Raw genomic sequence first — 26,532 nt, forward strand, 5'->3', positions numbered from 1 at the left:
CTTCGATCGCAGTAGATCACGACCGGGGGGCGCCGGTCAGCCGGTCTTGTTGACCCACTTCGGATTCGACAGCGCCCATTGGTCGAGTGAGTCCTCGGTCAGCGCCTTGAACAGCTCCTGGGCGGTGTCCTCCTGCTCGCCGGGCTGCATCACGACGTAGGAGGTCTCACCGATCATCGCCGGTTCCGAGGGGACCTTGAGCGTGGTCATCGCCGAGGCGTCCATGTTGCGCATGGCGTAGGCGAAGTCGGTGACCGCCCGGCCCTTGAGGTCGAGGAGCAGCTGGTCGCCGATGGCCTCGATGAGCTCGGTGACCTTGAAGGGGTCGGTCATGTACCCCTCCTGCTTGGCGCGCTTCATGAGCTGCTTGATGAAGTGCTGCTGCATGCGCTGGCGGCCGTAGTCGCCGATCCCGTACTCCTCTTTCCAGTCCGGGTTGCTCGGGTCGTAGGCGTAGCGCTCGCGGACGATGCCCAGCGCGAGGTCGGGCTCGTACTCCCGGCAGCCCTTCTTCACGTGCGGCCGGTTGCCGTTGGCGTCCTTGGGGTGTTCGAGGTCCATGGCGAAGGGCACGCACAGCTCGACTCCGCCGAAGAGCTCGACGAGGTCCTTGAAGCCGCCGAAGTTGACCATCGCGACGCCGTCGAACTTCTCGAGCCCGGTGAGGTCGGTCAGCGTGGTCGCGAGGTTCTTGACCGATTTGGCCATGTCCAGCCCGCCCGCCGAGAATGCGGTGTTGATCTTCTCGGTGCACGGATTGTTCCCCCATCCCTCACCGCAGTCGGGGATGTCGACGTAGAGGTCGCGGGGGATGGAGATGATGTTGGCGGCCGTCAGGTCGGCGTTGATGTGCAGGATCATGATCGAGTCGGACTGGGCCGCGGCCCAGTCCTTGCGCATGTCGGAGCCGATCATGAGCAGGTTGAGCGGGCCCTTGATCTCCTCGCCGGGCTTGAACGCCTCGCAGTCGTCGAGGAGGCAGGCGGTGTTGACCGCGTCGTTCACCTTGTCCAGCATGATGTTCGCGTAGCCGACGGCGCCGATCGAGACGGCCATGAGCATTGTGCCCACGCCGACCATGATCTTGGCCCAGAGCGGCGAACGCCGCTTCGTTCCGCCGCCGCTGCGCCGCCGGGTGCCTCGCCTGCTGCCCATCACTGCTCCTCAACTGCCGACGCGACCTTAATCACGTCGGCCGGAAAATGCTACCCAGGTCGACGACTTGGCCGAACGGCCCGGTTGCACCACTCCCGAAATCCGTACCTATTGCGACCGAGAGACCGATTGTCACGGGTTTTCCCGCTTCGCCGTTCGCCGGGATCGCCTGGGATGCCGCGTCCGCTTCGACCCGAGGGATCATGTTACGTACCCCGGTCCAGTCCGCCTCCCCTGTGGACCGTCCACAGTGGTGAGGGCCCGCAGGACGGGCGGCGCGGCGAGCGCGACCACGAGCGCCAGCGCGGCCGGGATGACCAGGGCGGCCGAGAGGGAGGACGCCGAGGCGGTGAAGCCGATGACCGCCGGTCCGGCCAGCCCGCCACCGTAGCTGATGGCGCCGACCGTCGAGAGCCGCCGTCCGGAGGCGCCTGCGGCGCCCAGTGCGCTGGTCACGACCGGCCAGACCACGGCCATGCCGATCCCGGCGAGGATCCAGCCGGCGAACGCGGTGCCGAGCCCGGTCAGAGGTGAGAGCAGGACGAGCGCATAGCCGGCCGATGCGGTGACCCCGGCGGCGAGGACCGTGGTCGCGGCGCCGAGGCGTGTGCGGACGGCGTCGCCGGCGAAGCGCATGGCGGTCATGGCGGCGAAGAAGGCGGTGTAGACCAGCGAGGCCGTCGCCGGGTCGGCGCCGAGGACGCGCCGGGCGTGGATTCCGGCCCAGTCGGTCGCCGCGCCCTCGGTCAGGAAGGCCGCCGCGCCGATCACGCCGAGCAGTACGAGAGCTCCCATGCCGGGGCCCTTGCCTGCGACGTTCTCGGTCGGCGCGGGTGGTGGAGCGTCGGGTCCGAGTCGCCGGCCCGTCGCGGCGAAGCCCAGCGCCAGCGCGAGCCCGCCGACGGCCACGAACCAGCGCGCTTCGGCGCCGGCGTGCAGGGCGGCCGCCGTGGCCGCGCCCCCGGCGACCGCCCCCAAGGTCCACATTCCGTGCATGAGGGATATGACGGGTTTGCGGCGCAGGCGTTCGACCGCGACGGCCCGCACGGTCAACGCGACGTTCAGCGCGCCCATCAGCAGGCCGAGGCCGAACGCGGCCGCCAGCAGCGACGTGAAGCCCGGCGCGGCCACGGGCGCGGCCAGGGCCAGGGCCGTCGCGGGCGCGGTGACGCGAAGGAGGCGCCGGGCGCCCCAGCGGTCGGCGGCCCAGCCGGCGGCGGGCATGGCGGCCAGGACGCCGAGGCTCAGGGCGAGCAGGAGGGTGCCCAGCCGCGCCTCGCCGAGGTCGAGGCGCGCGTCGGTGGCGGGCAGCGAAGCGCCCCACAGGGCGTTGAGGGCGCCGGTGAGGGCGTAGTGGGCGATGGTCGGTTTCATGCCCGCACTGTCGCCCGGGCGGCCGGTCGGGGTCCAACACCTGTTGAGGGGTGATTCACCTGCTCGCGTTGTCAATCGGTGCCCAGCTGCCCTCGGGCCGCTCCAGCCAGCCTTCGGTCTCGGCGAGTTCGGCGGCGGCGGCCCGCAGGGCGGCCAGGCCGGGGTGCGTGTCGCCGCGACGCCAGAGCATCCGCCACGGGTAGACCGGCACGGGGTCGGCGAGCGGGCGCAGGACCGTCCCGGCGACCGGCGGCTGGGAGACCAGGGTGAGCACGGCGACGTCGCGGATGCGCAGGTGGTGGGCTATCTCCTCGTCGCCGACGACGTGCGGGTGCTCGACGGACGGCTCGGCGTCGGAGTCGACGAGGAGCCGGTGCGCGGCCCGCCGCCACTCCGGTGAGGCGTGGTCGCCGGTGCTCCAGCAGACCGGGACGCCGCGAAGCGCGGCGAGGGGGACCTCGGCGGCCTCGGCGAGGGGATGGTGCTCCAGCATCAGCAGGGCCATGGGCTCCCAGCGGACCAGCATCCCGTCCACATCGGACGGTGGCGGGCCCTCCGGGCGGCCGAAGACCGCGTCGAGCCGGTGCGCCGACAGTAGCGGCAGGGACTCGCCGAGGCCGTCGTGGAAGCGCGCGAAGAACTCCAGCGACGGGTCCCGTCGCGCGTGGGACAGGATCCGGCCGGGTGTCATGCCGCGAGCGGCGACGTCGACGAACAACGGCGTCCCGGTGGTGTCGCCGCGCAGGATCTCGTCGTGGAGGGCCAGCAGCCGCCGCGCCCGGCCGAGCAGCCACTCCCCGGCGGGTGTGAGCGACACCCGCCGGGTGGTCCGCTCGAACAGCTTCGAACCCAGGCGCTCCTCAAGGCGCGCGATGTCGCGGCTGAGGGCCTGCTGCGCGACGTAGAGGCGCGCCGCCGCCCGGCTGAAGTGCAGGTCCTCGGCGACGGTGACGAAGTAGCGCAGCGAGCGGACGTCCAGATCGCCGGGCATGAGGTCAGGTTCGCACCAGGAGAGAGCCGGTGTCGGCGTAGGGATCGAAGAGCGCGACGAGTTCGGGATTGTCGACGCCGTTGAGGCGGTGCTCGATGATCCGGCGGGCGGTGCCGGCCATGATGTCGGCGAGCTGGACGCGCGCGTCGGTGAACGACGCCGACAGGCTCAGTCCGGTGAGGTCGGGGCAGAGTTCCTTGAGCTGCACGACCCGCTCGGGGGAGAGGGCGTTCTGCCGGTCGTGGACGACCGCGACACCCGCGCCGCCCGCTGACCAGTGCGTCACCGCGCGCTCGATGGCCGGGATGAGCGCGTCGAGGACGGGGAAGGCCGCCGGGTCCTCGGCGAGGCCGGCCCGGAAGCTCTCCGCCCGCTCCCGCCGCCCCCGCAGGCGGTCGAGCGGGCCGCCCCGGTGGAGGACGTCGAGCATGTGGAAGAACGTGTCGATGGGCGAGAGTGCCTCGACGCGCTCCTTGATGCGCAGGACCCCGTTGGCGGCCTCCAGGAAGGCGGCCCAGCGCGCGGCCCCGAAACTCGCCGGACCTTCGGCGAGGAGGTGGCGGGCGGCGGCGTCGTCGGGCTCGTCGAAGACCTCGATGAGCTTGGCGAGGAGGAAGTAGGTCTTGTCGATGAGGTAGATGTGCGCGTTGCCGAGCAGCGGACCGTCGGGGCCCAGGATCCAGCGCAGGACCGGGAGGTGCTTCTCCCGCAGCAGGTGGTTGGCCTTGTACTCGGTCGCCGGGGACTTGATGCGGCGGCGCAGTTCACGCAGGCACTCGTCGGCGTCGGCGGAGCTGATGCGCACACTGCCGTGGACGAACAGGCGGGTCGTGCCGCCGACGAGTTTCTCGCCCTCGTAGCCCGACTCGTCGCAGGTGATCACCAGCTCCGGCGGGGGCTGCGCTGCGGCGGGCGTCATTCGGCAACGGTACTGGGCGGGGGCGGCGGGTTCATCTTTTTTTGTGGGGGGAACGGGGCGGGTGCTTGCGATCCTCCGCCTTCGAGGTGCTCGGTTCATGAACGTGTATTGGTGAGATGCCGGCCGAGATACCCGATGATCACCGTGGAGGTCGCTCCCGCAGTGTCATCGTAGAAGTAGATCCGAGGGGAGAGGCCGCCCTTGCTGCCGAGTTTGATGTGGGCGGGCATGAACAGGGACCCGGATGGCTCCACTTCGATCGGGACTTGGAGGACGCGCTCTTTCGCCATGCGGGGATCGTTGCGTACGGTGTCGGACTCGGTCATCGCGATCTGGGTGATCGGGTACACGCGCATTCCTTGCGGCGCGGCTTCGCAGAAGTCCCGGAAGGTGCCGCTGAAGCCGGGGTCGCGTCGATAGCAGCTGTACGAGGCGAGGGAGTTCAGGGCGTCCCACGCCTTCGCCGCCCATGTCGAGGACTTCAGGTCCTCGTCGAGTTCGAGCGCTTTTCCCAGGTCGTACGTAAGCCTCAGCCCTTCGAGTTCGGCGGGCGCGCGTTCGTTGAGCTCATCGAAGGACTTGGGAGGCAGCCCGCCTTCCGGTGGCGAATAGACGCCCTCATGGTGCCCGACCTCCGTGAGGCGACGCTGGAGGTCGGCGAGCCATCGCCGCGCGGTGGACAGCTCGGTCTGGGTCTCGTCGTGATCGACGACCTCGGCCTCCCATTGGGATGTCCGCTCCAGTACTTCCTGTTCGAGGGCCCGGCGGGCGAGCTCGGCGAGGTCTCGCGAGTCGTTCGATTCAGCCAGCGCGAGCAGTGCTCGATCCAGTGCTTCGGTGGTCTGTCTCAGATTTTCCGCCAGCGCTTCCGAGCCCTGGCCGTCGGCGGAGGTCACCGCGGAACGCCGGGACTGCAGGTCGTCGAGGACCGCCGTGTTGCCCCGGCGGAACACCGTATCCGCCAGTACCTCGGGAAGCGGCGTGTGGATCGCCGACAGGCGAGGAAGACGAGCGATCCGGAGATCGGCGCGATTGAACTGGGGATCCTGGAGTCGCCGATAGGAGAGCACGCGGTGGCGACGGGCGTCGGCAGGGCTGCCGAGTTCGACGTCGGGCAGGAAGGTGCGTATGGCTCCGGGGCCGATGCGATGCGGCTCGCCGATCGCGGTGTTCAGCTCGTCGAGCGCGTCGGTCGAGACCCGGCAGACCACGGCCGTGCCGAGTGTCAGTTTGGCGACATCCTTGATCAACCGCTCCCACCGATCGTCGACGGTGAAGGACTCGGCGGCGATGACGACGGGAAGTTGTCGATCGGGATCGATGATCATGTCGATGGCGGTGGAGACGTCGTCTCGCTGGATGCTCTGTGGCTCGGCCGTCAGACGTATCGAGCCGTCGGTGATATTCAGGGTGTCGAGTACTTCACGGATGAGGCGGGGTGGAATCGGGTTGGGGGCGCGACCTTGGGGGTCGGGCATGTGTTCCAGCTCGATGCTGATCAGTGAGGACTTGTCGGGCAAGCCGACAGCGGCGGTCAGGGTGGTCTGCCAGGTGCCCTCACCGACCGGGGTCTTGTCTTCGCGCAGCCGCAGTCGGTGGGCGGACTGGCGGCCGTCATCGGTGAACGCGTCGGTGGCGACGTAGGTGTACGCGTTGGTGAGCCTGTGGACACCGCTCGAACGAGGGTCGTGCAGACCCTTGTGCTCAAGCCAGGCCGTGAAACAGGAACGGGTCTGCGCGAACATCACGTGGTCGGCGGTGTCCTCGACCCGCAGCACCGCACGGTAGATGAGCGGGTTCTCGAGACGCTTCGCGGCGACTTCGCTTCGGCGGGAACCTGTGTCCGAGCGTGCTGGTCTGCGGCGGCTTGGCATTGACAGGGGCGACGGGCGCATGACTTCCTCCCCAGTTCCACCCTGCGCGGACGGGCACTCGGCCCGGGCAGGATTTAGCGCGCAAGCCTATGGGCGCCGACTCGCGAACGCCCTGCCTTGCGGGGCGGCCTAAGGTGCCGGTCCCGCAGCCCGGAAAGGCGGGGGTGGACCGCTTCGCACAATGACGGGCCCCGTGGTGCGAGGTCCCTGGCGGAGTGGATGGGGGCATGAGATCCACCAGCCCGGCCCCCGCCGTCTCGGACCGCCGCCCACCCCACTGTGCAACCCTGAACCCATGAACCGCCTCGCCACAGCCCTCTCCCCCTACCTCCAGCAGCACGCGGCCAACCCCGTCGACTGGCGCGAGTGGAGTGAGGAGGCCCTGGCGGAGGCCAAGGAGCGCGACCTGCCCCTCTTCGTCTCCATCGGCTACGCGGCCTGCCACTGGTGCCACGTCATGGCCCACGAGTCCTTCGAGGACGAAGAGGTCGCCGCCCTGATCAACCAGTTCACGATCCCGGTGAAGGTCGACCGGGAGGAGCGCCCCGACATCGACGCCGTCTACATGCAGGCCACCATCGCCATCACCGGCCAGGGCGGCTGGCCGATGACGGTCTTCGCCGCCCCCGACGGCACGCCCTTCTTCGCCGGCACGTACTACCCGCGCGAGCACTTCGTCCGCCTCCTCAACGCCGTCGGTACGGCCTGGGCGACCCAGCGGCACGAACTCCTCGACCAGGGCAAGGCCATCGTGCAGGCCTGCGCGGCCTCGGGCCCGGACCTCGCCGACGTCACCGACGCCTGCCCCATCGACGGCCCCTGCCCGGCGGGCGCGCCGGTGGAGACCTCGGTGCTCGACGAGGCCGCCGTGGCGATCCACCGCGCCTTCGACCCCGTCAACGGCGGTTTCGGCGGGGCGCCCAAGTTCCCCACCGCCCCGGCCCTCGGATTCCTGCTGCGCCACCACATCCGCACCGGCGACGCCCGCAGCCTCCAGATCGTCGACCACACCGCCGAGCGCATGGCCCGCGGCGGAATCTACGACCAGCTCGCCGGCGGCTACGCCCGCTACGCCGTCGACACCGAGTGGATCGTTCCCCACTTCGAGAAGATGCTCTACGACAACGCCCTCCTCCTCGGCCTGCACACCGACCTGCATCGCCTCACCGGCAAGGAGATCCACGGCCGCACCGCCGACGAGACCGCCCGCTTCATCGTCGACGCCCTCGGCACCCCCGAGGGCGGGTTCGCCGCCGCCCTGGACGCAGACACCGACGGCGTCGAGGGCGCCACCTACGTCTGGACTCCCGCCCAGCTCACCGAAGTACTCGGCGAAGCCGACGGCGCCTGGGCCGCCGAACTGTTCACCGTCACCGCCGAAGGCACCTTCGAGCACGGTGCCAGCGTCCTCCAGCTCCAAGCCGACCCCGACGACCCGCAGCGCTTCGCCGACGTCCGCCACCGCCTCCTCGCCGCTCGCGACACCCGCCCGCAGCCCGCGCGCGACGACAAGGTCGTCGCCGCCTGGGCCGCGCTGGCCGTCACCGCGCTGACCGAGTACGCCGCCCACCGCGACCAGACATGGGCCGACGAGGCAGCCGACCGCGCCGCCCGCCTCCTCGCCGACGTGCACACAGTGGACGGACGCCTCCGGCGCGTCTCCCGCGACGGCGCGCCCGGCACCGCGCAGGGCGTCCTCGAAGACCACGCCGCCGTCGCGAGCGCCTTCCTCGCCCGCCACGCCAAGGATCCCGACGGCGGCTGGCTCGCCCGCGCCAAGGACGTCCTCGACCTCGTCGACCGCCACTTCACCACCGGCGACGGCGGCTTCCACGACACCGCCGACGACGCCGAAGTCCTCGTCCACCGCCCCACCGACCCCACCGACGGCCCCACCCCCTCCGGCTGGGCCCTGGCCGCGACCGCCTACGGCGAGTACGCCCGCGTCACCGGCGATCCCTACTACCGCGACGCCGCCTACCGGGCGCTCGCCGTCGCCGAACCCGTCCTGCGCAAGCATCCGCGCTTCGCGGGCGGTCTCGGGATCGCGGCCGAGTCCACCCGGTGGTGACCAGGCCGTCACCCGTTCGGCCGCTCGTGCGTTGAGGTAGCGAACGACTACGATCGGTTGTCGCACGGCGATCGGGCGCGAGCGGACCGCGCGCAGCCGTCTGCCTGGGGGTACGCAATGCCTGGAATCGCCGCCTGCCTAGAGGCGTCCCGATCCGTCCTTTCGGCGCTGTCCGACGGGCTCGCCGCTCGCGGCGCGGACAGCGCCTCCTGGCATGAACGCGGCATCGGGCTGGTCGCCCGGGCCGAGCTCCCGTCGGTGCACACCCTCGAAGGCGCCACGGCGGTCGCCGACGGCGTGGTCGAGACGAGCGCGCTCATGGCCCGCTACCTCGACGAAGGGGTCGGCGCGCTGCTCGGCCCGCCGCACCCTTACGCGATGGTGATCGCCGACCCGGCCCGCCGCCGCCTCTACCTCGCTCGCAACGGGGACGGGCCGAGCCTCTACTACGCCCGCCTCGAAGACGGCACGGTCCTCGTCGGCTCCGAGCCCTCCGCTCTGCTGTCGGCGGGGATGCCGCCGACGCCCGACCGCGAGGTCCTCGACCGCTTCCTGGAGACCGGCGTCTGCGACGACACCGAGGCCACCTTCTTCGAGGGCATCCGCCGCGTCCTGCCCAACCAGGTCCTCGAAGCCCGCGCCGAGGGCGTCACCGTCGCCGCGTCCCGGTCCTTGCAGGCGACCGCGTACGCGCCCGTCCCCGTCGCGCTGCGCTGGTCGGCGCGCGGCGAGCGGGTCGGCGTCCGCTTCGCCCAGGGCCTGCCCGGCGCGGCCCTGCTCGGCGCCGCGGTCAGCGCCCAGGCCGAGTACGCCGAGGACCTCGGCGCGCCCGTCGCGCCCGTCCCCGTCTACACCGCCGTCTACGAGGGCGAGTCCGACGACGAGCAGACCTACGCGGCGACCGTCCTGCGCGCCCTCGACGAGGGGAGCTACCGCCACCGCCCGCTGACCTTCGACGCGGCCTCCTTCGCCACCGGGATGCCCGAGTTCGTCCGCGACCTCGGCGAGCCCATGCCCGACCCCGCCTCCTACGTGCTGTGGGCCAGTGCCCGCGCCGCCACCGGCGAGGTCGACGTTCTCCTCGACACGGCCGGGGCCGAGCGCCTGCTGCCCGCCGACGACGCCCGCGCCACCCGCCCCGGGCACCTGTCACGGCTCGTCGACCGTGTCGCGGCGCGCTTCGGCGTCGGCGTCCGCACTCCTTTCCCCGACGTCGCCGGCGCCGGTGAGGGCCTGCGCTGCGAACTCGGCTCCTTCGTCCGCTCGACCCTGCCCGACCCCGCGCCGAGGCTCGCCGACGAGGTCCGCGTGCCCGTCCCGCTGCGCACGCTGCTGATCACCGCGCGGGAGCACGCCTACCGCGTCTTCACCTCCCCGGCCTTCGCCGGCCGTCCGTGGGTCAATCAGCGCCGTGTGCTGCGCTCCTTCGCCGCGCTGCTCAACGGACGCGTGCCGCCGACGCGCGTCGAGGAGGAGGCGGCCTGGTTCTGGCGGCTCTACGTCGTCGAGCTGTGGCTGCGCGCCCACCACCCGGCCGTGGCGGTCCCGCGTCAGCGACTCCCGCGCAGCCGCACCGTCCGCGGCGGGGTCACCTGGCAGCGCCACCCGGTCAAGACCCGCTGGTTCGGCCCCGACGACGGCACGGGCGGTTTCGTCGACGCCGTCGCCTGGTACGTCAGTGAGCTCATCGCCGGCGACCGGCTCGTCGAAGGGTCCCGGCAGCCCTGGTACCTGCTGGTGTCGGCGCGCGCGGCGGCGGTCGCGCAGGGCCGCTGCACGCCGATGTGGGAGATCCGGCCCGGGCGCCTGGCTCGGCTGGCGGCCAACCTCACCAGCGCCGACGAGTGGTGCACCCAGGTCGCGATCAAGGACGTCGGGCGCGGGCGGGTCCTGCGCGCGACGATCGCCGGCGCCTGCGGCCGGCTCCTGCGCAGGCCGGAGTGGTTCGAGCGGACCCTGGGATCGGTGGCCGTGCGCTCCCTGCGCGGTCCGGCCGAGGGCGCGCCCGCGCCGCTCGACGTCGGCGTGCTCGCGCCGCCGCGCCAGCCGGGCAGGCTCAGCGCGCAGCTGACCGCCGAGATCGCGGGGAAGCTTTCGTCGGCCGCCGCCGAGCACTTCGGCGGCTGCTACCTGGTGACCGGGTCGGGAGCCGTGCTCGGCCGTACCGTCACCGACCGCTCGGCCGCGCCGGGCGAGGACATCGTCGCCGCGCTCCTGGCCGACGACCCGCTCGGCGCCCGTGACGCCTCGACGCCGCTGTGCGTAGTGGTGCAAGAACGGCAAAACCACCGCTGACGACCCTGAGATGACCCTGATTCGCCTCCGCGCGCATGGCGCTACGACGTAAACCATGTAACGCTGTAATCGTCGATACCGTGTTTCGGCGTAAGGGAGGAAAGATGCAGCACCAGAACCCCGAGTGGACGGGAATGTGGACGCCGTCCGGCGGGTGGCAGTACGCCGACCTGCCGCCCACCGACGACGCCGCCGCCTGGATCAGCGCGCGCGTGCCCGACGACTGGTTCCTCGGCATGCCCGAGGTCCTCGCCGACCGCGACGAGATGATCATCATCGGCCGCCTCGCCGAGCCGACCGTCGACGACGACGCCACCGAGGCCGACCGCGCCGCGGCCGAGGAGGGCCGCGTCTCGCGCTTCCGCGAGTCGACCCGCGAGCAGCGCATCCAGATCTCGCAGCAGATCACCCACCGCTTCCGCCGCAAGGCGAGCTGGGGAGCCTCCTGCGGGACGACCCGCGAGATCTTCACGCACATGACCGTGCCCGTGATGACGCGTCTGCGTCAGCCCGAGCGCTGGGTGCTCGACACGCTCGTCGACTCCGGCGTCGCCCGCTCCCGTTCCGACGCCCTGAGCTGGTGCGTGCGGCTGGTCGGGGAGCACGCCGACTCCTGGCTCGCCGAGCTGCGCGAGGCCATGACGACCGTCGACGCGCTGCGCCGGCAGGGTCCCGACATCACCTAGACGAACGAAAGCGGGCCGCGACGGCGGCCCGCTCGCGTCGTGGTTCAGCCGGCGTGCCCGGCCGGCCGGCGGCTCCTCGGCGGCAGGGGACTCTCCGTCGCCCCGTAAGGGTTCTGGTCGTCCCAGGCGAGCCGGCAGACCACAGTAGACGGTCCGGCGTCGTCCCGCTCCCCGGAACGGATGATCATTCACCCGCGCTTCGCGCTAGGGTCACCCCACGTGCACCCCCTCGCGATCGTCCTGGTCCTCGCCGCCGCCGTCACCCACGCCGTGTGGAACCTCTACGCCAAGCGCGCCTCCGACGGCGGAGTCGTCTTCATCTGGCTCAACGCGGCCGTCTCGACCGTCGTGTACCTGCCCGTCGGCGTGGCCGCCCTCATCCTCAGCCCTCCACAGTGGACACCGTGGGTGCCGGTCGCCCTGGTCGGCAGCGGGCTGATCCATCTCGGCTACTTCTCGCTCCTGCAACGCGGATACCGCCACGGCGACCTCACCGTCGTCTACCCGCTGGCGCGCGGCACCGGCCCGGCGCTGTCGGTGCTCATGGCGATGCTCTTCTTCGGCGAGCGCCCGGGCCCGATCGGGCTGCTCGGCGCGGCGGGCGTGGTCGCCGGGATCCTCATCATCGGCCTGAGTCAGAAGGGCGACGGCAGCGGGAAGGTCGCCGCGGGCGTGCTCTACGGCATCGCCACCGGTCTGGTCATCGCTACCTACACGATCTTCGACGCCTGGGCGGTCGGGCCGCTGGCCATCTCGCCGTTCATCTTCGACTGGGTCAGCAACGCCGTGCGCGTGTCGGTCCTGTCGCCTTACACGCTGCGCCGCCGCGACGAGATCGCGCGGGTCTGGCGCGAGCACCGCGTGCCGGTGATCGTCGTCGGACTGCTGGCGCCGATGGCCTACATCCTCGTGCTGTTCGCCTACCGCTACGCCGACGTCAGCCTCGTCGCGCCCGCGCGTGAGCTGAGCATCGTCGTGGGCAGTCTCCTCGGCTGGCTGCTCCTGCGCGAACAAGGTGCTTCACGTCGGATTGCGGGTGCGGTCGTGGTGCTCGGTGGCGTTATCGCGCTGGCGCTGGCGCGAGTCTGACTCTGCAAGATCTTTCAAGGTCCTGAAATACGCGCGGACAGTGCGCGAACGTGTGGCGGTTTCGGGCACTGAGCGCGCGCATGCGCACACGTCCGCCGCCGTGTGCAACTTTGTGCATTCTTTCACAAGCTCTTCCCGCCCCTGTCTCAACAGCTGGGCTTACGCTGAGGTCATTCCCACGAATCCGCAGCGTCACCTGCGGTTCTTCGGTCAGACGTAGACCCACGAGGAGAGGCGACGATGAGCGTTCCGGTCATGGTCCCCGGGCTGGAAAATCCACCTACCAATCACAGCCGACTGACCGCCTGGGTGCGCGAGGTCGCTGAACTCACCACCCCCGACCGCGTCGTCTGGTGCGACGGGTCCGACGAGGAGTGGCGCCGCCTGACCGACGAGCTGGTCGCGGCCGGCACCCTGGTCCGCCTCAACGACGAGCTCAAGCCCAACTCGTTCTGGGCGCGCACCGACCCCACCGACGTCGCGCGCGTCGAGGAACGCACCTACATCTGCTCGGTCGACGAGGCCGACGCCGGACCCACCAACAACTGGATGGCGCCGGCCGAGATGAAGCGGACGATGACGGAGCTCTACCGCGGCTCCATGCGCGGCCGCACCATGTACGTCATCCCCTTCTGTATGGGCCCGCTGACCGCCGAGAACCCGATGTACGGCGTCGAGATCACCGACTCCGCCTACGTCGCGCTCTCCATGCGCATCATGACCCGCATGGGATCCCACGTCCTCGAAGCCATGGGCGACGAGGCCGTCTACGTCCCCGCGCTGCACTCCGTCGGCGCACCCCTCGACGAGGGACAGGCCGACACCTCCTGGCCGTGCAGCGACACCAAGTACATCTCGCACTTCCCGGAGAGCCGCGAGATCTGGTCCTTCGGCTCGGGCTACGGCGGCAACTCGCTGCTGGGCAAGAAGTGCTACTCGCTGCGCATCGCCAGCGCCATGGGCCGCGACGAGGGCTGGCTCGCCGAGCACATGCTCATCCTCAAGCTCACCAGCCCGCAGGACGAGGTCCGCTACATCGCCGCGGCCTTCCCCTCGGCGTGCGGCAAGACCAACCTGGCCATGGTCGAACCGACCATCCCCGGCTGGAAGGTCGAGACCCTCGGCGACGACATCGCCTGGATGCGCTTCGGTGAGGACGGCCGCCTGTACGCCGTCAACCCCGAGTACGGCCTGTTCGGCGTCGCGCCCGGCACCGACTGGAAGACCAACCCCAACGCGATGCGCGCCATCGAGAAGGGCAACTCGCTGTTCACCAACGTCGCCCTGACCGACGACGGTGACATCTGGTGGGAGGGCATGGGCGAGCCGCCCGCGCACCTCACCGACTGGCACGGCGAGGACTGGACGCCCGAGTCCGACACGCCCTCCAGTCACCCCAACAGCCGCTTCTGCACGCCGATCCAGCAGTGCCCGATCCTCGCCGACGAGTACGAGGACCCCCGGGGCGTGCCGATCTCGGCGATCCTGTTCGGCGGCCGGCGCGCCACCACGATCCCGCTGGTCACCCAGTCACGCGACTGGGCCCACGGCGTGTACTTCGGCGCCACCCTCTCCTCGGAGACGACCGCCGCGGCCGTCGGCAAAGTCGGCGTGGTCCGCCGCGACCCCATGGCGATGCTGCCGTTCATCGGCTACAACGGTGCCGACTACTTCCGGCACTGGATCGAGATGGGCAAGGGACAAGACGGCGGGGACGGCGGCAAGATGCCGGCGATCTTCTACGTCAACTGGTTCCGGCGCGACGAGGACGGCAAGTTCCTCTGGCCCGGATTCGGTGAGAACAGCCGCGTCCTCAAGTGGGTCGTCGAGCGCCTCGAAGGCCGCGCCGAGGCCGTCGAGACGCCCATCGGCTTCGTCCCGACTCCCGAATCCCTCGACACCGACGGCCTCGACCTCGACGCGGAGTCGCTGGCCGCGGTGCTCAAGGTCGACGTCGAGGAATGGCGCGCCGAGCTCCCGCTGGTCCAGGAATGGTTCGAGAAGTTCGGCGACAAACTCCCCGGAGTCCTGTGGGCCGAGCTCGATGCCCTGAAGGCCCGACTTGGCGTGGAATAAACCGCGACTAGGCTCAGACCCGTGTGGTTGAAAGATCTGATCTACAAGGTATTCCTCCGGGTCTACGAGAAGCGGCTTGCCGGCAAGCTCGCCGGCAAGCCGCTGCCTCGGCACATCGGGGTCATGGTCGACGGCAACCGACGCTGGGCCCGCGAGATGGGCTACATCAACCCCAACGACGGCCACCGGGTCGGCGCTGAGCGCATCAAGCAGTTCCTGCGCTGGTGCGACGACATGGGCGTCGGGCACATCACCATCTGGCTGCTGTCGACCGACAACCTCTCCCGGCCGGCGGCCGAGCTCGACCCGCTCCTCCAGATCATCGAGGACCTCGCCACCGAACTCGCCGAGGACGGCCAGCCCTGGCGCCTCAACATGATCGGCGCCATCGACCTCCTGCCGCCGCAGCACCTCGGCGCGCTCAAGGCCGCCGAGGAGCGCACCCGGACGCGCACCGGCGGCGCCCAGGTCAACCTCGCGATCTGTTACGGCGGGCGCCGCGAGATCGCCGACGCCGTCCGCTCCCTCCTCCACCAGCACGCCCAGACGGGGACCTCGCTGGAGGAGCTGGCGGAGATCGTCGACGTCCACCACATCGCCGAGCACCTTTACACCAAGGGCCAGCCCGACCCCGACCTGGTGATCCGCACCAGCGGTGAGCAGCGGATGTCGGGCTTCCTCATGTGGCAGTCGGAGTACGCCGAGTACTTCTTCTTCGACGCGAACTGGCCGGACTTCCGGCACGCCGACTTCCTGCGCGCGCTGCGTTCCTACGCCAACCGGCAGAGGCGTTTCGGCAGCTAGATCATGGTGACCCGAGTCACCGAACATCTGTGCGATGAAGTCGGTCACACTCTGTGATCCGTCGGTATGACTCTTGCCTTCGGATGCTCCGGACATGTCGGATTCCGCTTAGCGGTGGTTGCAGTGAGTTTCGTCATGGTCACCGCGTGCCGGTGAGCCGTCGTCTTTTCGTCTTCGGGAATGGTCCGTCCTTGGCCCAGCTCCCAACGGAAGGACCACAACGTGCGCGAGAAGTTCCTGCGTGTCTTCGACCGCGAACGCCTGGCGAGGTTCGCCTCGCCCGGCCGGCTCCGGTACGTGAGCCTCGGCGTGGTCGGCCTGCTCGTCGTCGGCGCCGCCCTTCTGGGCGTGGTGTCGGGCGGCGAACCCACCCCGGCCTCTTCCTTCGCGGGCGACTCGTCGAGCCGCCGCATCGACGACGAGGCCGCCCGCGGTACCGACCGGACGGCCCCTTCGGCCACGCCGTCGAGTCCCGCTCCGACTCCGGAGAAGACCCCTCCGAAGCCGAAGAAGCCCACCGAGGAGCCGAAGCAGACCGAAGAGCAGACGGACACGACCGGTTCGGGCTCCGGCCCCTCCGTCAACGTGCCCGCCTCCTGCGACCACCTGTCGGGCAACCGTGCGATCGGCTGCGCCGTGATGGTCGACGAGGGCTTCGGCATGGACCAGTGGAGCTGCCTCAACAGCCTCTGGGACCACGAGAGCGGCTGGAACCACAAGGCGGAGAATCCGTCGTCGGGTGCCTACGGCATCCCGCAGGCGCTGCCCGGCAGCAAGATGGGCAGCGAGGGCGGCGACTGGGCGACCAACCCGGCGACGCAGGTGAAGTGGGGCCTCGGGTACATCAAGGGGCGGTACGACAGTCCCTGCGGTGCGTGGGGGTTCTGGCAGGCGAACAACTGGTACTAGGTTGGTCTGGTCTTAGGCCAGAGGTTGCAGGCTATGGGCTATTGGCTATTGGCTAGTGGCCAGCGGTCAGCACAGGCCGCAGGCCAAGGCCAGCGGTCAGCGGTCAGCGTCACACAGGCCACAGGTCATAGGCGTTAGGCGTCGGGCTCTCGGGTCCGCGCTCGACGGCCGGCCCGTCCCTTCCGGGGGCGGGCCGGTTTTCGTTGCGGGTGGGGAGAGTGGGCGTGGGAGTGGGGCACCGGGCCACCGACCGCGGTGGCCGAGGTTCGGCAGCGTCGCCGCACGGGCCCGGCGCGCAGAGATGGGGTGCGGTTTCGCCGACGCTCCTGCGCACCGCTAACACTGCTCATGCCGGGCCATGCCGCCCATGCCGCCCATGCCGGGCCATGCCGCCCATGCCGCCCATGCCGGGCCATGCCGCCCACGCCGCTCACGCTGGCCATGCCGCCCATGCCGCTCACGCTGGCCATGCCGCCCATGCCGGGCCATGCCGCCCACGCCGCTCACGCTGGCCATGCCGCCTAAGCGGCGGACGCCGCACGCACGCTTCTACTGACTACGCCGCCGGTGCCCTCCCGCACGCCGTCCCCACGCTGCACGGCCGCGCCGCTCATACTCGTACCGCCTGCCCGCCTGCCCGCCTGCCCGCCTGCCCGCCTGCCCGCCTGCCCGCCTGCCCGCCTGCCCGCCTGCCCGCCTGCCCGCCCCGCTCCTGCCGGCCGGTACCGCCACGCCGCCAGCGCTCCACGGCCGCGTTGCTCCCGCCTCCGCAGGCTGCCACGCCTCTACCGCCTCCGCCCGCCGATCTTGGTCCCGCCTCCGCCGCCATGCCCCACCACCTCACGGCTGCGCCGCTGCCCGCCCGCGCCTTCCCTCGCCTGTGGCGCCTGCGCTGCTGACGTTGCCTGCCAGCCCGCCCGCCGCACGTCTGCACCCCCCCTGTGCCGCCCCACGCCGCCTCGCGTGCGCCGCTCACACCGCTCCTCGGCTGAGCCGCCCCGCCTTCACACGCCGCCCGCCCCCTCCGCCTCGCGGCCGAGCAGCTCGCGCCTCCCGCGCGCTCGTGGGGCCGTCATGCCTGCGCCGCCCCTTTTCCGCACCCCTGCGTCACCACGCCTGCGCCGCGTCCTGCCGCCCGCCGCTCGCGCCGCCACGCCCATCACAGCTGGGTCGCTCGCGCGTCCCGCACGTTCGTGGCGCCTGCGTTGCTGACGCCACCTGCCCGCCTGCCGCATGTCTGCGCCGCCTGCGGCCCGCACCGCCCCACCCCTCCACCTTCCTCCGCTCGCGCCGGTCGCGCCGGTCGCGCCGCCATGCTTTCACCGCCTATCGCAGGCGCCGTCTGCGCCGAGCTCTCCCGCCGCCCCGCGCCTCCGCCACCACCGCCTCCCACGCGCGCATGGCGCCTACGCCGCCCACACTTACGCCTCCTGTGCACTCCTGCGTCGCCGGAGCTCGATGACTGCGGGCCGATCTGACCGAAGCGGTGCTGAAGCGGTTCGAGGAGTCCCTGAGGGAGGAATAGCGCCCCATCCCGCCCCGCGCTCGCGCCACCACACCGCCACGCCGCCACACCCACAGCCGCTTGCCCATCTCCTACGCCCGCTCGTGCCGCGCTTCCGCGCGCCGCTTCCCAAGCGGCCTCATGTCGCCTGCACTTCTGCGTCGCCGGAGCCTCGATGACGGCGGCGGAGTGCCCGGTGAGTCGCGCCAGCCGCCGGTGACGCGGCACGGGTCGCGGCGGACGAAGCGACCGGATCTTCGGCGAGCCACACCGGCGAGATCGCTCGGGAGTGCCACCTCCACCGCCACGCCACCGAGCCCTGGCTCGCAGCTGCTTCGTCGCCGGACCCTCGCCCGGGCGCCGGCGCCATCACCGCCATCGCGAGGGCGATCTCGGCCCGGGAATCATCACCGGCGCATCGGTCTCGCTTGCCCACCGGCGAACTCACCGCCCTCGGCGGCGGCCTCGTCGGCCTCCTCGCCCGCCCCAAGGTCTCCGTCGCCGCACGGCGGCGCATCCCGGCACATCGTCGGAGCGCCCTCCCCGCGAACCGCGCACCCATCAAACAGCCGCGCTCGCCTCACCACACCTCAGCGCCGCACGGCTGCGCCACCGCCCGTCCACCGGGCGGAGTCGCGCCTTCCACTCCTCACCTCTCCACCGCGCGGAGCCGATACCCCCACCTCTCACCGACTCCTCACCCTCCACCGCGCGGAGTCAGCACCATCCACCCCTCACCTTCACCCCTCCACCGTGAACACCACCGCCCGCGTCTCCCCGGCCGCCAGCCGCACCCGCCGGGGCTGCGACCGCCGCCGCCCCGGCACGCGCACGGCGAAGGCGTACTCGCCCGCCGGCAGGCCGGTCCAGATGTACTGCCCGCGCAGGTCGGTCGTGCGAGGCAGATCCATCGCCACCGTCCACGGCGTTTCCATGCCGATCGCGCGCACTTCCACACCGATGTCGGCCAGCGGCCGACCGTCCTGAGTGGACACAGCGACCAGCACCGTCCCGGCGCCTCTCGCTGGAGGCGGGGACGGTGGCGGGTCGGTGACCGAGCGGTCGGGATCGAAGGACATGGAGTCCGACACGAGCACACCCCTTTTCCGTACGACCGAGCCGCCGGTGGACGGGGTTCCTCCGTCCACCGGCGGCCACTGTCGGCCTGTTACAGGCCTTCCCAGTAGATGAAGTTGTTGAAGACGCCCTCGGTGATGCGCGTACCGCTGTTGTTGGTCGCGCCCGGTGCGCCACCACCTGTGCCGTAGGCGTGCACGGCGACGCCGCACGGCCCACCGCAGTTGGTATTGCTGTAGGTGTAGACCGGGCCGCCGCTGTTGCCGCCCTCGGTGTCGTGCTGGTAGAACAGCCGCCGGACCTGCGAGGCGCGGATCTGGTCGTAGCTGGCCCACTGCTCACCGAAAGCCTTGTCCTGGCTGTACCCGCGGTTGTAGGTGGCCGTGCCGTCCAGCGACGCGCTCTGCCACATGAATCCGAAGGTCCCGGTGGTGTTGCCGACGCTGCAGTTGAGCTTCATGGCGCCGTAGTCGTACTCCGGGTTGTTGCTGACGGTCCAGCCGGAGACGGAGTGGACCTGCGACACCGAACAGGACCCGAACGGGGTGCTGGCCCCGAAGCGGCCCGGCCAGGCGGTGAAGGACGCCGCGCTGTACCAGGACCCGCCCGAGCCTCCGGTGTGGACGCAGTGGCCGGCCGTGATGACCGTGTTGGCGTTGATCAGCCAGCCGGTGCACCAGCGGTTGACCGACGCACCGACGGTCCGGGTGAAGAACACCGTCGAACTGGCCGGGTACCAGTCGGCGGGGTTGGTCGCGTACCTGTTGTCGTCGGGCCCGATGACCGTCGAGGTCCCGGGCGCCGACATGGGCCCGATGATGCCCTCCTGGGCCTGCACCGAACGCCGGTCGGCGCCGTCGGAGGCGGCGCTCTTGGTCGACGGCGCGGTGGCCGGGGCGATCCTGGTGTTGATCCGCTCGGCCAGCACGGCCGGGTCGATGGTGCGTCCGTCGGGCGACGTGGGCGCCGTCGGGTTCAACAGGCCGGTGGCGGCCGGATCGGCGGCGGCCTGCGGGGAGAGGGTGAGCACCAGAACGGCCACTACGGCACCGATCAGGATCGTCCCCCGGTTACGAACGTGCTTGAGCATGTGCGCTCCTGCTTTGCGTGGGTTGGAAGCGGACGCACGGGACGCGAAGCTTTCAACATCCTCGACGCCGAGTCTCGCAGTGACCTCGCAACGTCATCGCCCCCCGGCGCATCCGGGTCCCAGCGTTGCCCCGGCGCTACGGAAAGTGGCGGCTGTGTCGTTGATCTGCCACCTCCGTGGCCTTTGTGGACAGTCCACTCAGGAGCGACGAAAGGGCGGTGGAGGAATCCTCCACCGCCCTTTCGCGCAGTTCTCTCAGATGGCGCCTGCCGGCGCCGGTCCTCAGTTCTCAGTACCAGCCGTTGTTCACCGAGTGGGTCCAAGCCTCACAAGGTTCGCCGTAGCGGCCCTTGATGTAGCCCAGGCCCCAGTCGATCTGGGTGGCCGGGTTGGTCTCCCAGTCGGAACCGCTGGACTCCATCTTGTTGCCAGGCAGCGCCTGCGGAATCCCGTACGCCCCGGAACCGGTGTTGTGCGCCTGCTCGTTCCAGCCGCTCTCCTTGTTCCACAACTTGTCGAGACAGGGCATCTGGTCGAGACCGAAACCCTCCTGGAGAAGCAGGGTGCAGCCGATCGCGCGGTTCCCGGAGTACTCGTTGCAGTCGTCGGGGATCTCACCGGGATCGACACCGGGGATCTCGTTCTCCTTCTCCTCTTTGCGGCGTTCGTATTCCTCGTCCGCGGAGCTCGCCTGCTCGCCGACGATCTTCGTCAGCTCCTCGGCTTTACCCTCGGCGTCGGAGTCGGCGGCCGACTCGGCGTACTCGCGCCACCAGTCACGGGTGGTCCGCAGTTCGTCCTCGGCACGAGCGGCGTCGGCGGCGGTCTCCCGCGTGTCGCGATCGTCGTGCCCACCACCGGGCTGGAGCCCGAGGTTGATTCCGGCGGCGACGCCGGCGAACAGCAGGAGTACGGCGAAGGTTCGGCAGCCGATGCGCGTCAGCGTACGCAGCACGCGTTGTTCCTCTCATCCGGCGACATTCGCGAGCCGCGTCCCTCATGAGGCGGGACGGCGGTCACAAGCCGGGCCCCACCCTGCCGGAATCCCGGCACGATGTAAAGCCCGACGGCCCAAACAGGAGAACTCTACCGGGAACGAAAAGGGCGGTGGGGGAACCACCGCCCATATTGTCCGGTCGTGTCGGGTTCAGTACGACCCGTTGTTCACGAAATGCGTCCACGCCCCGCACGGATCCCCGTAGCGGCCCCGGATGTAGCCCAATCCCCAGTCGATCTGCGTCGCCGGGTTGGTCTGCCAGTCCGAACCGCTCGTCCCCATCTTGCTGCCGGGCAGGGCCTGCGGAATGCCGTAGGCGCCCGAACCGGTGTTCTCGGCCCGCTCGTTCCAGCCGCTCTCGTGGTCCCACAACTTGTCGAGGCACGGCATCTGGTCGAGACCGAAGCCCTCCTTGAGAAGCAGGGTGCAGCCGATCGCGCGATTGCCGGAGTACTCGTCGCAGTCGTCGGGGATCTCCCCGGGATCGACGCCCGGAATGGAGTTCTCCTTCTCCTCCTTGCGCCGCTCGTACTCCTCGTCGGCGCTGCTCGCCTGCTCGCCGACGATCTTCGTCAGCTCCTCGGCCTTGCCTTCGGCGTCGGAGTCGGCGGCGGACTCGGTGTACTCGCGCCACCAGTCGCGGGTCGTGGCGTCCTCGGCTTCGGCGCGGGCGGCGTCGGCGGCGGTCTCACGGGTGTCCCGGTCGTCGTGCACGCTCCCGGAACCCAGCCCGAGGTTGATGCCGGCGGCCACGCCGGCGAAGAGGAGGAGTACCGCGAAAGTCCGGCATCCGATGCGCGTCAACGTTCGCAGCACGCGCTCGTTCCTCTCACTCGGCGACGCAGGCCGGGCCCCACCCTGCCGGATTCCCGGTGGGATGTAAAGCCCGGCCACGCGCGCCTACGTTAGGGCAGGTCCTCCAGCAGATCGGTGACGACTTCGGCGATCTCGGAACGCTCCGAACGGGTGAGCGTCACGTGCGCGAACAGCGGGTGTCCCTTGAGGGCGTCCACGACCGCGCTGACGCCGTCGTGGCGCCCGACGCGGAGGTTGTCGCGCTGGGCGACGTCGTGGGTCAGCACGACCCGCGAACCGGCCCCGATTCGCGACAGGACGGTCAGCAGGACCCCGCGCTCCAGCGACTGCGCCTCGTCGACGATCACGAAGGCGTCGTGCAGGGAGCGGCCCCGGATGTGCGTGAGGGGAAGGACTTCGAGCATCCCGCGCTCCAAGACCTCCTCTATGACGTTGTCGTTGGTGACCGCGCCGAGCGTGTCGAACACGGCCTGCGCCCACGGCGACATCTTCTCGGCCTCGGTGCCCGGCAGGTAGCCCAGCTCCTGGCCGCCCACGGCGTACAGGGGACGAAAGATCATGACCTTGCGGTGCTTGTTGCGCTCCAGGACCTGTTCGAGACCCGCGCACAGCGCCATCGCCGACTTTCCGGTGCCCGCGCGCCCGCCCAGCGAGACGATCCCGATCGAGTCGTCGAGCAGAAGGTCGAGGGCCACGCGCTGCTCGGCGGAGCGGCCGTGGATGCCGAAGGCCTCCCGGTCGCCGCGGACCAGCGTGATCGTCTTGTCGGGGCGCACGCGCGCCAGCGCCGAACCCTTGTTGCCCGACAGCACCAGCCCGGTGTGGCAGGGCAGGTCGGCGGCCTCCGTGAGGGACACGGCCTCACCGGCGTAGAGCGCCGACATGTCCTCGTCGCTGATGTTGAGCTCGGCCATGCCCGACCAGGTCGGGTCGCTGGCCTGCTCGTGGCGGTACTCCTCGGCGGGCAGGCCGACCGAGGCCGCCTTGACCCGCAGCGCCATGTCCTTGGTGACCAGCCGGACGTCGGCGCCGTCGGCGGCCAGCCCGAGCGCCACGGCGAGGATCCGGTGGTCGTTGGCGTCGATGCGGAATCCGTGCGGGAGGACCGCGGCGTCGGCGTGGTTGAGCTCGACCCACAGCGTGCCGCCCACCTCGTTGACCGGCAGCGACTGGTCGAGGCGGCCGTGCTTGATGCGCAGCTCGTCGAGCAGTCGCAGCGACTGGCGGGCGAACCAGCCGAGTTCCGGGTGGTGCCGCTTGCCTTCGAGCTCGGAGATCACCACGAGCGGGAGCACGACGGTGTGCTCGGCGAACCGCCGGAAGGCGGCCGGGTCGCTCAGCAGCACCGAGGTGTCCAGAACGAACGTGCGAGGTGTCGTCACGATCAGCTCCCACGAAGCCGGGGGTGAGCCGGGAGAGCTCACCCGTGACCTTGAAGGTAGCCGCGATTTCACTGGTTGCACCAGAACAACGCGGAGTGATCTCCTCGAAAGTCAACCTGCGCCGGTGTTTTGACCAGTGTCGATGTCCCGGCGTGTCGCGCACCCGTCAGTCGGAGTTCATCCAGGTGAGGATTCCCGGACCGTCGGGAGTGGACACCGGAATCCACGCCTCGTCGACCTCGTGCAGCAGGCGTTCGTCCAGTACGAGCGGGTGCGGGGTCTCGTCGCGGCCGTCGCAGACCCAGTACTCGACCTCGGCGATCAAAGTGCGCAGCCGGGTCAGTTCGGCGTCGTTCCAGTCGTGCCCGCGCGTGCCGGCGCCCTGGAAGTGCAGCTCGAACAGATCGCGCAGGCCCTCGTCGGGCTCGTCGCCGAAGATCGGCACCAGATAGCCCTCGACGGCGCCCGGCCGGCAGGCCGTACCGCCGTATTGGGTCTGGTAGACCACGCCGGTGGGCGCGTTCATGATCACCGACAGCCATCCGCCGGTGCTCGCGCCGATCGGGTCGAGGAAGACGTAACGAGTCGAAGGCATATGGCAGTCTCCCCCGCGCGACCCCTTCGCTCAAGGACCGTGTGGACCTTTAACCGTACGACCATCTCGGATACCGTCGAAGGACGAGCTTCGCCTCCTAGGGCGGTGAGTGCCATGACGAACGTGTCCGGACGCCCCGACAAGACCGACATCGCGATCATCGGAGCCGGTCCCACCGGCCTGTTCGCGGCCTATTACGCGGGATTTCGCGGCCTGGCGGTGACACTGATCGACGCGCTGCCGGAGCCCGGCGGCCAGATCACCGCCATGTACCCCGAGAAAATGATCTTCGATGTGGCCGGCTTCCCCGAGATCCGCGGCCGCGACCTGGTCGAGAACCTGGTCAAGCAGGCCGCGCCGTTCAACCCCGGCTACCGCCTCGGCAGACGTGCTGAACAGCTGTCCTACGACGAGGAGAACCTGCCGCGCCTGACCATGGACGACGGCAGCACCCTCGACTGCGGAGCCGTGCTCATCACCGGCGGCATCGGCAGTTTCACGTCGCGCCCCCTGCCTGCCGCCGACGGCTTCACCGGCGAGGGGATCGTGTACTTCGTGCCCCAGCTGGCCGTGCACGCCGACGAGGACGTCGTCGTGGTCGGCGGCGGGGACTCCGCCTTCGACTGGGCGCTCGCGCTGCACCCGATCGCCCGCAGCGTCACGATCGTCCACCGGCGTGACAAGTTCCGCGCCCACGCCCACACCGTCGAGCGGGTCAAGGCGCTCGACGTTCCCATCGTGGTGAACGCCCAGGTCACGGCCTTGCATGGGCACGAGCGCGTCACCGGCGTCGAGGTCGCGGTGAAAGGCGAGGACGGCCCGCGTTCGCTGCCGGCCGACACGATCGTCGCCGCGCTCGGCTTCGTCGCCGACCTGGGGCCGCTCACCGAGTGGGGACTCGAACTCGACCGCCGGCACATCCTGGTCGACCCGTCCATGGCCACGAACCTTCCGCGCGTGTTCGCGGCCGGGGACATCACCGAGTACGCGGGGAAGGTCCGGCTGATCGCCACCGGCTTCGGCGAGGCGGCCACCGCGGTCAACAACGCCGCCGTCGCCATCGACCCCTCCGCGCACCTTTTCCCGGGGCACTCCTCCGACGCCGGATAGCCCGCCCGCTGTCTCGCGCCCGCCGAGTGTCATACCCGGCGGGCATACTCCCCACATGACTCTGACCAGGCTCGACATCCAGTCCGACGGGTGCCTGCTGCTGACCGTCGAGGCCGTGGCGCCCGCCGGGTCGGAGGCCGCGCTGATCGCCGCGTTCGTCACGCCCGAGGCGGTCGCCCGCTGGTGGTCTGCGGAACTGACCGTCGGCATGGTGGGGGAGCCGTACGTGGCCGCGTTCGCGAGGTTGGGGCAGACGATGCGGGGCGAGTTGCTCGCGCACGAACCCGCTCGACGGGTGGGGTTCACCTGGGCGTGGGAACACGAGCCGATGGTGCCCGAGTACCGCGTTGCCGTGGAGGCGGTCGCCGAAGGAGGGCGTACGCGTTTGACGCTCACACACGGGCTTTACGCCGACGACGAAGCCGGACGCGCCGACGCCGGGAGCCACCGAGCGGGGTGGGAGTTCTTCTTGCCCAGACTCGTGGCGGGGGTCTAGCGAAACCCGCTTGCCTCCGCCTGTCCCGTCGGTTTGGCTTTGCGTCATGACCGACAAGACCGCCGTCCAGGCACTCGTGCGCCCTGAGCGCTATCCGCGTTCGTCGACCTATGACCCGGCTTGGTTGATCGGCCTCGACATGGGCCCGAACCCGCTCTGGCTGCTGGAGGACCTGGCCACCGACCTCGACCTGCGGCCGGGCATGCGCGTGCTCGACCTCGGGTCGGGGAAGGGCGCCACCTCGGTGTTCCTCGCGCGCGAGTTCGGTGTGGACGTCGTCGCCGCCGACTGGTGGGTCCCGGCGGAGGAGGCAGCGGCCGTGCACGCCGAGGCCGGTGTCGCCGACAAGGTCGAGGCCGTGCATACCGAGGCGCATGTTCTGCCCTTCGAACCGGAGAGCTTCGACGCGATCGTGTGCGTGGACGCGTTCGAGTACTTCGGTACCGCCGACGGGTACTTGCCCTACCTCGCCGGTTTCCTGCGGCCCGGTGGGCAGCTGGGGATGGCGACGCCGGGGATGACGCGCGAGGTGAGGGACCTGGGTGCGATCCCCGCGCACGTGAAGGCGGTGGTGGGCTGGGAGGCGATCGCGTGGCATACGCCGGAGTGGTGGCGGTTCCAGTGGGAGGTCACCGAGCTGGTGACGGTGACGTCGGCGCGCATGCAGGCGGATGGGTGGGGGGATTGGCTGCTGTGGGCGCGTGCGTGCGCGGAGGTTCAGCCGGGGGGCGAGGAGGCGAACGCGCCGGTGGTGGAGATGCTGGAGACGGACGGTGGTGAGTACCTGGGCTTCGCGCTGGTGACGGCGCGGAAGGTGTGAGGGGTGGGGTTCGGAAGGTTGGGGTGGGGGAGGGCTGGCGGCCGGGTAGGTGGGGCACGGCAGGGGGAGCCTCGGTCGCTTGGCATCTGCCGTGAGCCCGGGGTGGGACGGCTCGGCTGCTGTAGGTGGGTACCCGCCAGGTGAGCCGTACCCGGCACCGGGGACCTGTTGACCCGGCGTGACAGCCCTCGGGTGGTCAGGCATCACTCACCCGGCCCACCACCGGCAGGCGTCACCTCCGGCCGGGGCCGGTGGCTTCGCGCCGGGGGCCCGGCAGTTCAGGCGTCACTTCCGGCCGGGGCCGGCGGCTTCGCGCCGGGTACCCGCCAGTTCAGGCGTAACAAGACGCCGGGGACCCGGCACCGGAGGAGGTGCCGCAGCCCGATCCCATGCCTGTCAGGA

The 26,532-nt window shown here is 70.6% G+C and carries 21 protein-coding genes; 10 read left to right on the forward strand and 11 right to left on the reverse strand.

Going from position 1 to position 26,532, the window contains the following annotated elements:
• Positions 1-36: 36 nt before the first annotated feature.
• From AB0I28_RS17215 to AB0I28_RS17235, 5 genes are all read right to left on the reverse strand, one after another.
• Positions 37-1,155, reverse strand: coding sequence for an LCP family protein (locus AB0I28_RS17215; protein WP_357494226.1), 1,119 nt, complete (start codon positions 1,153-1,155; stop codon positions 37-39).
• Between the two features lie 201 nt (positions 1,156-1,356).
• Positions 1,357-2,529: an MFS transporter gene (locus AB0I28_RS17220; protein WP_357494228.1), complete on the reverse strand. Its 1,173-nt coding sequence runs from the start codon at positions 2,527-2,529 to the stop codon at positions 1,357-1,359.
• A gap of 55 nt (positions 2,530-2,584) precedes the next feature.
• Positions 2,585-3,520 (reverse strand): LysR family transcriptional regulator, encoded by a 936-nt coding sequence (locus AB0I28_RS17225; protein ID WP_357494230.1) that lies wholly within the window; start codon positions 3,518-3,520, stop codon positions 2,585-2,587.
• A 4-nt stretch (positions 3,521-3,524) separates the two neighbouring features.
• Complete coding sequence (locus AB0I28_RS17230) at positions 3,525-4,439, reverse strand: hypothetical protein (RefSeq protein WP_357494232.1); 915 nt, start codon at positions 4,437-4,439, stop codon at positions 3,525-3,527.
• A gap of 95 nt (positions 4,440-4,534) precedes the next feature.
• Complete coding sequence (locus AB0I28_RS17235; protein WP_357494234.1) at positions 4,535-5,959, reverse strand: hypothetical protein; 1,425 nt, start codon at positions 5,957-5,959, stop codon at positions 4,535-4,537.
• A 649-nt stretch (positions 5,960-6,608) separates the two neighbouring features.
• On the opposite strand from AB0I28_RS17235, the gene AB0I28_RS17240 reads away from it, so the two are divergent.
• From AB0I28_RS17240 to AB0I28_RS17270, 7 genes are all read left to right on the forward strand, one after another.
• Positions 6,609-8,384 carry a thioredoxin domain-containing protein gene (locus AB0I28_RS17240; RefSeq protein ID WP_357494235.1) on the forward strand — a complete coding sequence of 592 codons (1,776 nt, stop codon included), beginning with the start codon at positions 6,609-6,611 and terminating at the stop codon, positions 8,382-8,384.
• 117 nt (positions 8,385-8,501) lie between these two features.
• On the forward strand, positions 8,502-10,679 hold the full coding sequence (locus tag AB0I28_RS17245; RefSeq protein WP_357494237.1) for a hypothetical protein: 2,178 nt from the start codon (positions 8,502-8,504) through the stop codon (positions 10,677-10,679).
• A gap of 104 nt (positions 10,680-10,783) precedes the next feature.
• A complete protein-coding gene (locus AB0I28_RS17250; RefSeq protein WP_357494239.1) occupies positions 10,784-11,365 on the forward strand; it encodes a hypothetical protein in 582 nt (193 codons plus the stop codon).
• 219 nt (positions 11,366-11,584) lie between these two features.
• Positions 11,585-12,454 (forward strand): DMT family transporter, encoded by an 870-nt coding sequence (locus AB0I28_RS17255; RefSeq protein ID WP_357494241.1) that lies wholly within the window; start codon positions 11,585-11,587, stop codon positions 12,452-12,454.
• 240 nt (positions 12,455-12,694) lie between these two features.
• Positions 12,695-14,530, forward strand: coding sequence for a phosphoenolpyruvate carboxykinase (GTP) (locus tag AB0I28_RS17260; protein WP_357494242.1), 1,836 nt, complete (start codon positions 12,695-12,697; stop codon positions 14,528-14,530).
• A 21-nt stretch (positions 14,531-14,551) separates the two neighbouring features.
• Complete coding sequence (locus AB0I28_RS17265; protein WP_357494244.1) at positions 14,552-15,334, forward strand: isoprenyl transferase; 783 nt, start codon at positions 14,552-14,554, stop codon at positions 15,332-15,334.
• A gap of 222 nt (positions 15,335-15,556) precedes the next feature.
• On the forward strand, positions 15,557-16,243 hold the full coding sequence (locus AB0I28_RS17270) for a lytic transglycosylase domain-containing protein (RefSeq protein WP_357494246.1): 687 nt from the start codon (positions 15,557-15,559) through the stop codon (positions 16,241-16,243).
• Between the two features lie 2,244 nt (positions 16,244-18,487).
• On the opposite strand, the gene AB0I28_RS17275 is transcribed toward AB0I28_RS17270, so the two are convergent.
• From AB0I28_RS17275 to AB0I28_RS17300, 6 genes are all read right to left on the reverse strand, one after another.
• Positions 18,488-18,838, reverse strand: a complete 351-nt coding sequence (locus AB0I28_RS17275; protein WP_357494248.1) for a carboxypeptidase-like regulatory domain-containing protein — start codon at positions 18,836-18,838, stop codon at positions 18,488-18,490.
• A gap of 77 nt (positions 18,839-18,915) precedes the next feature.
• Entirely contained in the window at positions 18,916-19,914 is a 999-nt protein-coding gene (locus AB0I28_RS17280) for a trypsin-like serine protease (protein WP_357494250.1), read from the reverse strand.
• 289 nt (positions 19,915-20,203) lie between these two features.
• Positions 20,204-20,869, reverse strand: a complete 666-nt coding sequence (locus tag AB0I28_RS17285) for a lytic transglycosylase domain-containing protein (RefSeq protein ID WP_357494252.1) — start codon at positions 20,867-20,869, stop codon at positions 20,204-20,206.
• Positions 20,870-21,061: 192 nt separating this feature from the next.
• The gene (locus tag AB0I28_RS17290; RefSeq protein ID WP_357494254.1) at positions 21,062-21,727 is read right to left on the reverse strand and encodes a lytic transglycosylase domain-containing protein; all 666 of its coding nucleotides are present in this window, start codon (positions 21,725-21,727) and stop codon (positions 21,062-21,064) included.
• A gap of 89 nt (positions 21,728-21,816) precedes the next feature.
• Positions 21,817-23,109 (reverse strand): PhoH family protein, encoded by a 1,293-nt coding sequence (locus tag AB0I28_RS17295; RefSeq protein WP_357494256.1) that lies wholly within the window; start codon positions 23,107-23,109, stop codon positions 21,817-21,819.
• Positions 23,110-23,275: 166 nt separating this feature from the next.
• Positions 23,276-23,704: a DUF6210 family protein gene (locus AB0I28_RS17300; RefSeq protein WP_357494258.1), complete on the reverse strand. Its 429-nt coding sequence runs from the start codon at positions 23,702-23,704 to the stop codon at positions 23,276-23,278.
• 114 nt (positions 23,705-23,818) lie between these two features.
• Here AB0I28_RS17300 and AB0I28_RS17305 point away from each other — a divergent pair, with 114 nt between their 5' ends.
• From AB0I28_RS17305 to AB0I28_RS17315, 3 genes are read left to right on the forward strand one after another with little or no spacing between them, the layout of a single operon-like run.
• Entirely contained in the window at positions 23,819-24,814 is a 996-nt protein-coding gene (locus AB0I28_RS17305; RefSeq protein WP_357494260.1) for an NAD(P)/FAD-dependent oxidoreductase, read from the forward strand.
• 55 nt (positions 24,815-24,869) lie between these two features.
• Entirely contained in the window at positions 24,870-25,310 is a 441-nt protein-coding gene (locus AB0I28_RS17310) for an SRPBCC domain-containing protein (RefSeq protein WP_357494262.1), read from the forward strand.
• Positions 25,311-25,356: 46 nt separating this feature from the next.
• Positions 25,357-26,130: a methyltransferase domain-containing protein gene (locus AB0I28_RS17315; protein ID WP_357494264.1), complete on the forward strand. Its 774-nt coding sequence runs from the start codon at positions 25,357-25,359 to the stop codon at positions 26,128-26,130.
• Positions 26,131-26,532 lie beyond the last annotated feature (402 nt).

The sequence above is a fragment of the Phytomonospora sp. NPDC050363 genome, from assembly GCF_040655735.1.
Taxonomy (GTDB): domain Bacteria; phylum Actinomycetota; class Actinomycetes; order Mycobacteriales; family Micromonosporaceae; genus Phytomonospora.